8 protein-coding genes are annotated in these 7,407 nt (G+C 54.1%); 2 read left to right on the top strand and 6 right to left on the bottom strand.

Annotated features, from left to right (window positions below; translation table 11 throughout):
- Positions 1-31: 31 nt before the first annotated feature.
- The 4 genes from ACQKE4_RS19680 to trpB all read right to left on the bottom strand — a co-directional run bounded on the left by ACQKE4_RS19680 (position 32) and on the right by trpB (position 2,706).
- Positions 32-289, bottom strand: a complete 258-nt coding sequence (locus tag ACQKE4_RS19680) for a type II toxin-antitoxin system RelE family toxin (protein ID WP_427389929.1) — start codon at positions 287-289, stop codon at positions 32-34.
- Positions 279-530, bottom strand: coding sequence for a type II toxin-antitoxin system Phd/YefM family antitoxin (locus ACQKE4_RS19685; RefSeq protein WP_427389930.1), 252 nt, complete (start codon positions 528-530; stop codon positions 279-281). The genes ACQKE4_RS19680 and ACQKE4_RS19685 overlap by 11 nt, the downstream gene beginning before the upstream one ends.
- Positions 531-601: 71 nt before the next feature.
- Positions 602-1,456, bottom strand: coding sequence for a tryptophan synthase subunit alpha (gene trpA, locus ACQKE4_RS19690; protein ID WP_427389931.1), 855 nt, complete (start codon positions 1,454-1,456; stop codon positions 602-604).
- A 20-nt stretch (positions 1,457-1,476) separates the two neighbouring features.
- Positions 1,477-2,706, bottom strand: coding sequence for a tryptophan synthase subunit beta (gene trpB / locus ACQKE4_RS19695; protein WP_427389932.1), 1,230 nt, complete (start codon positions 2,704-2,706; stop codon positions 1,477-1,479).
- A 114-nt stretch (positions 2,707-2,820) separates the two neighbouring features.
- On the opposite strand from trpB, the gene ACQKE4_RS19700 reads away from it, so the two are divergent.
- Positions 2,821-3,732, top strand: coding sequence for a LysR family transcriptional regulator (locus ACQKE4_RS19700; RefSeq protein ID WP_427389933.1), 912 nt, complete (start codon positions 2,821-2,823; stop codon positions 3,730-3,732).
- 120 nt (positions 3,733-3,852) lie between these two features.
- Here ACQKE4_RS19700 and ACQKE4_RS19705 read toward each other — a convergent pair whose 3' ends face one another.
- Complete coding sequence (locus ACQKE4_RS19705) at positions 3,853-4,545, bottom strand: VIT1/CCC1 transporter family protein (protein WP_427389934.1); 693 nt, start codon at positions 4,543-4,545, stop codon at positions 3,853-3,855.
- Between the two features lie 12 nt (positions 4,546-4,557).
- A complete protein-coding gene (locus tag ACQKE4_RS19710; RefSeq protein WP_427389935.1) occupies positions 4,558-6,183 on the bottom strand; it encodes a PQQ-dependent sugar dehydrogenase in 1,626 nt (541 codons plus the stop codon).
- Between the two features lie 214 nt (positions 6,184-6,397).
- Here ACQKE4_RS19710 and ACQKE4_RS19715 point away from each other — a divergent pair, with 214 nt between their 5' ends.
- On the top strand, positions 6,398-7,327 hold the full coding sequence (locus ACQKE4_RS19715; RefSeq protein WP_427389936.1) for a glycerophosphodiester phosphodiesterase: 930 nt from the start codon (positions 6,398-6,400) through the stop codon (positions 7,325-7,327).
- Positions 7,328-7,407: the final 80 nt, after the last annotated feature.

Here is a 7,407-nt window from a genome sequence, read left to right on the forward strand (position 1 = left end):
ATGGCACTGTCTGGGTGAATGGCGATAATGGCTATATTGCCATGCAGGTCAGTGGGTTAGAAGTGCTTCCGGGGGCCGGTCTCACGGATTCAGGTTCATATACAAGCCGATAACCTGCGCTGCGCAGTTTAATTTTGTAACACGCGTCAAAACCGCTTAATTGGTCAGCGGCTACTTTTGGGTTTTCTAGCCTTTCCGCGAGCTTCTTTTTAAACTGATTTTTTACTGGCGCGCCAAGCTTTTCCCACTCTTTAAGCGCCGCTGGCAAAAAGCGTAGCTTATAAGTCATCTAGCGATACCGATACCGCCTTATCTCTATCTGCTCGGCGTTCGTCCACCAATTTAGCCAGTTCGAAATCTTCCAACATATCCATCATGGCTTCATAGGTTTCAGCGGGAATGAGGTAAGCCGCTGGCTTATTATGGTTCAATACCGCAATAGCGGAGCCGCTCGCCTGAGCAAGCAATGCGGATGGATTTTTCTTCAGTTCAGAGATACTTACCGAAAAATCGGCTAATACTTGATGCATACAGGCCTCCTAAAAAGGCTATATTAAGCACTTAATATAGCCCTTATATTAGACTCTTTTTTATTTATTGGCTATGAAATGCATTCCACCTGAGACTGCTCAAGACTCGACTTCCTGCACGCCCTGATACTTTCAGCCAGCTCGCTAACCAGGCTATGAACACGCTCAACAGCTTCGTCAGGCGTATTGGCATGCTCGATACAGTCGACTAGCGCAGAGCCGACGACGACCGCATCGCTAAAGCGGCCGATGGTGGCGGCTTGTTCGGCGGTGCGAATACCAAAGCCAACAGCGACAGGCAGCTCGGTATGTTCGCGCAGTTTGGCTACCGCGCTTTCCAGCCGTTCTTGCGTGGGGGCACTACCGCCGGTCACCCCTGCCACCGATACGTAGTAGATAAACCCAGAGGTATTGCTAAGTACCTTAGGCAGACGTTTGGCATCGGTGGTCGGGGTGGCCAGGCGTATAAAATCGATACTGTGCTGGGCCGCTGGCGTGCAGAGTTCCTCATCGTGCTCGGGCGGCAGATCTACCACGATCAGGCCATCGACCCCGGCCTTGGCGGCACCGGTCAAGAAGCGCTCGACGCCGTAGCAGTAAATGGGGTTGTAGTAGCCCATCAGCACAATGGGCGTGGTGCTGTCTTCTTCACGGAAGCGGCGCACCATTTCTAGCGTTTTAGCTTGTGTCTGGCCGTTATTCAAGGCACGCAGTGCGGCTTTTTGGATGGCGGGTCCATCGGCCATCGGGTCGCTGAACGGCATGCCGAGTTCGATGATATCCACCCCCGCTTTTGGCAATCCGTGCAACAGGCGGCGGGAGGTCTCGGCATCGGGGTCACCAGCGGTTAGGTAGCTAACCAGCGCGGGGCGGTTTTGCTGTTTGAGCGCAGCAAAGCAGTTTTCAAGACGAGAGGTGTTATTCATGACAGTCTCCTGTATCGCGCTCATAGCTGTTTAATCCCAAATTTTTCACCAAGATGATGGGCCACACTCATCATGTCCTTGTCGCCACGGCCGCTGAGGTTGACCACCATTAGGTGCTCGCGTGGCAGGCTGGGAGCGCGCTTGGCGACTTCGGCTAGGGCATGAGCTGTTTCTAGGGCGGGGATGATGCCCTCCTGACGGCAGCAGACTTGGAATGCTTCCAGCGCTTCGTCATCAGTGGCGGAAACGTACTCGACCCGCCCCTGCTCGTGCAACCATGCGTGTTCTGGCCCGATACCGGGGTAGTCCAGACCGGCGGAAATCGAGTGAGCGTCGATGATCTGGCCATCTTCGTTTTGCAGCAAGTAAGTGCGGTTGCCGTGCAGCACGCCGGGGGTGCCGCCGTTCAGGCTGGCCGCATGTAGGCCGCTTTTAACGCCCTTGCCACCCGCTTCTACGCCGACCATCTTCACATCAAGGTCATCAAGGAACGGGTGAAATAGCCCCATGGCGTTGGAGCCACCGCCAATACAGGCCACCAGCGAATCCGGTAAGCGGCCCTTCTTTTCGAGCATTTGTGAGCGGGTTTCGTGGCCGATTACTGCTTGGAAGTCGCGCACCATAGCAGGGTAAGGATGCGGCCCGGCCACGGTTCCAATGATGTAGAAGGTGTCTTCAACGTTAGTCACCCAGTCGCGCAGCGCTTCGTTCATGGCATCTTTTAGCGTGCCAGTACCGGATGTGACCGGGATCACCTTCGCGCCCAGCAGTTTCATGCGGAATACATTAGGCTGCTGGCGCTCAATGTCGGTAGTGCCCATATAGATCACACACGGCAAGCCAAAACGTGCCGCCACGGTGGCAGTAGCAACACCGTGCATACCGGCGCCGGTTTCGGCAATGATGCGTTTTTTGCCCATTTGCTTGGCCAACAGCACCTGACCAATGCAATTGTTGATCTTGTGCGCGCCGGTGTGGTTCAGCTCTTCGCGCTTCAAGTAAATACTCGCCCCGCCAAAGTGCTCGGTCAGCCGCTCGGCAAAGTAGAGCGGGCTGGGTCTCCCCACGTAGTCGCCTTGAAAGTAGGCAAGCTGGCGCTGGAATTCAGGGTCGTTTTTGGCGGTGGCGTATTCCTCCTGCAGCTCTAAAATCAGCGGCATCAAGGTTTCGGCGACAAAGCGGCCACCGAAGCTGCCAAACAGGCCGTTTGCATCGGGCATGTTCATAGATAAGTTCACTGGCTGGTTCATCACGACCTCTGCGTTATCAAACAATGTAATGAAAGTAGCGCAAGCAGGTGGGGATAAAAATCGATAAGATGTCAGCAATATGTGAGTTTAGGTCAACTGTTAGCAGGATACCTCATGCAACACAGCATGCCCCCGCTTGGCGCCTTGCGCGCCTTTGAAGCTACCGCTCGGCTGGGTAGCGTCACCGCCGCTGCCGATGAACTAAGCGTTACCCATGGCGCCATTAGCCGCCAATTGAAAAGCTTAGATGAGCATTTTGGCGTGCCGTTATTTGCCAAAGCGGGCCGTGGCATTACACTTACGCCGCATGGCGAAAAGCTGCAAAACGGTGTGGGCGAGGCGTTTGACCGTCTCAAGGATAGTTGCGCAGCACTCAAACATGATGTGGAAGAAGCGCCCTTCACTCTCGCTTGCCCTGGCAGCCTGTTGGCCCGGTGGTTGATTCCCAGGCTGGATCGTCTGCACCGTGAGTTGCCTGAGTTAAAACTGAAAGTTGTCGTGAGCGAAACTGAGCAGCCCGGCAAGCAAACGGATGCCAGCGCCACCCTGGCGTTTTCTGAGCCGCCCTGGCCTGCAGATGTAGAAGTATTTGAGCTAATGCCGGAGCAGATCTGCGCGGTGGCAAGCCCCCAACTGATGGCACACATCGACTCCACCAAGCCAGAAACATTATTTGCCAATAAGCTGCTGTACACCGCTTCCCGCCCCCAGGCTTGGCCGCAGTGGGCCAATGCCCAGGATCTTGAAATGGCACAGCTGGATCAGGCGCTAAATGAGGGTCAAGGGTTCGATCACCTTTACTACTTGATGGAAGCAGCAGTGGCGGGTTTAGGGGTAGCTATTGCACCGAGGCTATTAGTAGAAGACGACCTAAAGAGTGGCAGGCTGGTGGCGCCCTGGGGAAGTATCGAAACTCCCGCCAGGCTCTGCCTATGGCTACCCAGCCAAACCAACGTTCTAACTCAACCCCGCCAAAGCGAGCCGCTAGCAGCTTGGCTTAAGCGGGAGTTAATAGACGGACACTGACAACTTTTAAGCTTGGCCCATTGGTACGTTGAATCAGTATGCAGCTCTGGATGCTGATTAAATTCTAGGTGTTTGAATATTGCATCTAGCTTAATCAGCAGGGATAACTAGTACACGCATTTAAGCCACCACGCCAAACACGCGCCCTATGGCGGATGTTAATGCCATGGCGAGCGCACCCCAGAACATTACCCGCATGGTGGCTTTTAGGATGGGCGCACCACCCACTTTTGCGGCAGTGGCACCTAGTAGAGCCAGAAAGAGCAGTGAAAACAGTGCTACCAGAGGAATCAGCAGTGAGGGAGGCGCCCACCAAGCGACCAGTAGCGGCATGAGTGCGCCAGTGATGAAGGTTGCTGCCGATGAAAGAGCAGCTTGGAGTGGGCGCGCTTGGCCTGTGTCACTGATGCCAATCTCGTCTCGCGCATGCGCGCCCAGGGCATCGTTGGTCATCAGTTGCTCAGCAACCTGTCGAGCCAGTCCAGGCGCCACCCCACGGGCTTCGTAGATGGCTGCAAGCTCTTCCTGCTCTAGCTCGTAGTGCTCAGCCAGTGCTTTGCGCTCAATGTTGAGATCGGCATGTTCAGTGCCGGATTGCGAGCTAACCGAAACGTACTCACCTGCAGCCATCGACATGGCGCCAGCCACTAGCCCAGCAACACCAGCCAGCATAATATCGCTCTGCGTCGTGCTGGCGGCTGCAACGCCTAATATCAGGCTACTGGTCGACACAATGCCGTCATTGGCGCCCAGCACTGCGGCACGCAGCCAACCGTTACGGTGAGATCGATGGTGCTCTGTATGTACGGCCATTGTTAGGCACCTTTAATTGCCTGCTTCTAATGGAGTTACTCGCAGCACCCTGCCATCAGGACTATCGGTAAGTAGATACACCGCGCCTTCTGGACCGATGCGCACATCTCTAATACGCTCGTCCAGTTCGCCGAAAAAACCCTCTACATCTTCCGCGCTTGAACCGTCGGCAGATAAATGTACCCGGCGCACTTCCTTATCCACCAGCGCGCCGACTAGCAGATCACCCTGCCACTCGGGGAAAAGCTCACCCTCGTAGATCGCCATGCCGGAGGGGGCGATAGAAGGCGTCCATTCTAATGAAGGCGACACGGTGCCTGGGTACTCGTTAAACGGCGTAACCCGCGCGCCAGTGTAATCCAGCCCGCCCGTTGCAATCGGCCAGCCGTAGTTAGCGCCTGCTTCAATGATATTGATCTCGTCTCCCCCGCGTGGGCCGTGCTCATGAGCAATCAAGCGCTGATTTGCTTCGTCAAACACTAACCCTTGAGGGTTGCGATGGCCGTAGCTGTAGATTTCCGGACGGACATCGTCACGGCCTACAAAGGGGTTGTCTTCTGGCACGCTACCATCCCGGTTAAGCCGCACGATAGTGCCGATATGGTTGTGCAGATTCTGCGCCTGTTCGCGGTAATCAAAGCCATCGCCTAGCGTGAGAATCAGGGTGTCATCTGGCAGCCACGCCAAGCGACCACCGAAGTGGGCATCGCTCTGCTTGGCAGGCTGTACCCTGAATATTTCCTCAACGTTATCAAGGCCGGTATCTGCCAGCGTGCCGACGGCAAGGCAGGTATGGTTAGCTTCCTCACTGCCACAGGCGTAGCTGAGATAGACCTGTTGGTCGTCTTCAAACTGGGGTGATAGCAGCACATCAAACAAGCCTGATTGTCCGGAAGCGTATACGTTCGGTACGCCACTTAAAGACGCCACCAGCGTGTCGCCTTCGGCACTGAGTAACCGCAGTCGCCCTGGGCGCTCCGTCACCAACATGTTCCCATTAGGTAAAAAAGCGAGCGACCAGGGGTGCTCTAAATCTTCCGCCAAGGTTTCAATATGATAAGGCTGACTGGCGGGTGAATCTTCTTGTGCCTGGGCAAATGAAGTAAACCCGAGCTGAGCAGTGACTAATCCGCTAATAGATAACACCAGGGCAAAACCGGAAAACCCGCGCGGACGCCTCGCATTTAGCACACGACGACGCATTAACGCATGCAGCCAACCGGCCAGGGCGGCACTAACCAGCATCGCGATCAAACCCGGCACCTCGCGCGTAGCTGCAATCAGCGTTGGCATGGGCGCAAAAGAATCAACAATTTTGAACGTAACCAACAGGGCCACAGCGGCAGCGCCAGCGCTTAATAACGGTTGAAATCGGCCGCCTAACCAGCGCGAAATCAACACTGCGGCAACTTGCGAAAGCAGAAAGCTAACGGAGAACAGGGCTGCGTAAATTGGCGCAAACGTGATGAGATCGTTAAACGTGGTTTCTAAGCGCAGCATCATTGGTATATCAACGCCCATACTCTGCAGTGCAGCGAGATTGATCTGGGTTTGCACTATGCTGCCCAGTAACACCCCTACCAACAGAGCGATTAGAAAACTGATCAGTGTGGTTCGCCACGTTGGCTTTTGAGTCATGGGTGAGTCTCAATCCTAATGTTTATAACATCGATTAATTGCATGTAGCTGCTTCAAATCCTAGCAGGTCTTTGCTTGCCTATCGCCTGAGCAACGCTAATGGCATCACGCCTTAAATCGTTTCGCAGTATAGCGCGGCTGACATTTCACTATTTGGCTTTAACGCTTTAGTCCCTGTAGGCTATTGAACGAGCATTCAATTACAGGAGTTCGTATGCAACGTCATTTATTGGTTACGTCAATTTCATTGGGTCTTTTCGCTGGCGCTACCACTAATGCGCTGGCTGAGACTTCGCCGCTGGAGCAACAGCTAAAGGATCTTCAGTCATTTCAAGTGATTGCTCACCGTGGTGCTAGTGGCCATGCGCCAGAAAGTACCATGAGCGCCTATGAATTGGCCCATGAGTGGGGAGTAGATTACTTAGAGTTGGACGTGCAAATCACCTCCGATGGTGAGTTGGTGGTATTTCATGATGACACCATTGAGCGCACCAGCGACGGTGAAGGCGCAATTAATGATTACACGTTGGAAGAACTCAAAGCGCTAGATACCGGCACTTGGTTTAACGAAGAGCACCCTGACCGCGCCGACACTACCTTTGAAGGCGCGCAGATACTGACGCTTGACGAGCTATTCGAGCACTTTGGTCACGATGCCCGCTATTACATTGAAACCAAGTCTCCCCAGTTGAATCCCGGCTTGGAAGAGGCCTTGGTTGCGACGCTTGAAGAGCACGACATGATTGAGAGCGGTCATGTATTAGTGCAATCCTTCGAGCAGGATAGTCTGCTGAAAGTACATGAACTAAATGCAGACGTGCCGCTGATTCAACTGGTGTGGTACCACCCTAGTGAAGAAGACAACACTCGCCTTGTAGAGTGGACGGGGGTCACACCCGGGCCAGAAGAGATCACTGATGCGGATTTCCAGGCGGTTGCAGAGTACGCGGTTGGGATTGGCACCAACTACATGTATGAACAGCAAGTGGTGATTGACGAGTCGTTTATTCGTCAAGCTCAGGAGAATGGACTGCCCGTTCATATTTACACGGTCAACGAACCTGAAGAGATGGAGCGTCTAATCGAGTGGGGAGTTGATGGTCTGTTCACTGATTATGCTGATCGCTTACTAGGTTCTGTCTGAAAAGTCGGCTCTCATGCATTGCTCAATGCAAGCCAATGTCACCATGGCCTTGAAGCTACTGGCCAGCTTGTCGTAACGCG

It is taken from the genome of Halomonas sp. NPDC076908, from assembly GCF_050269715.1.
GTDB lineage: Bacteria > Pseudomonadota > Gammaproteobacteria > Pseudomonadales > Halomonadaceae > Vreelandella.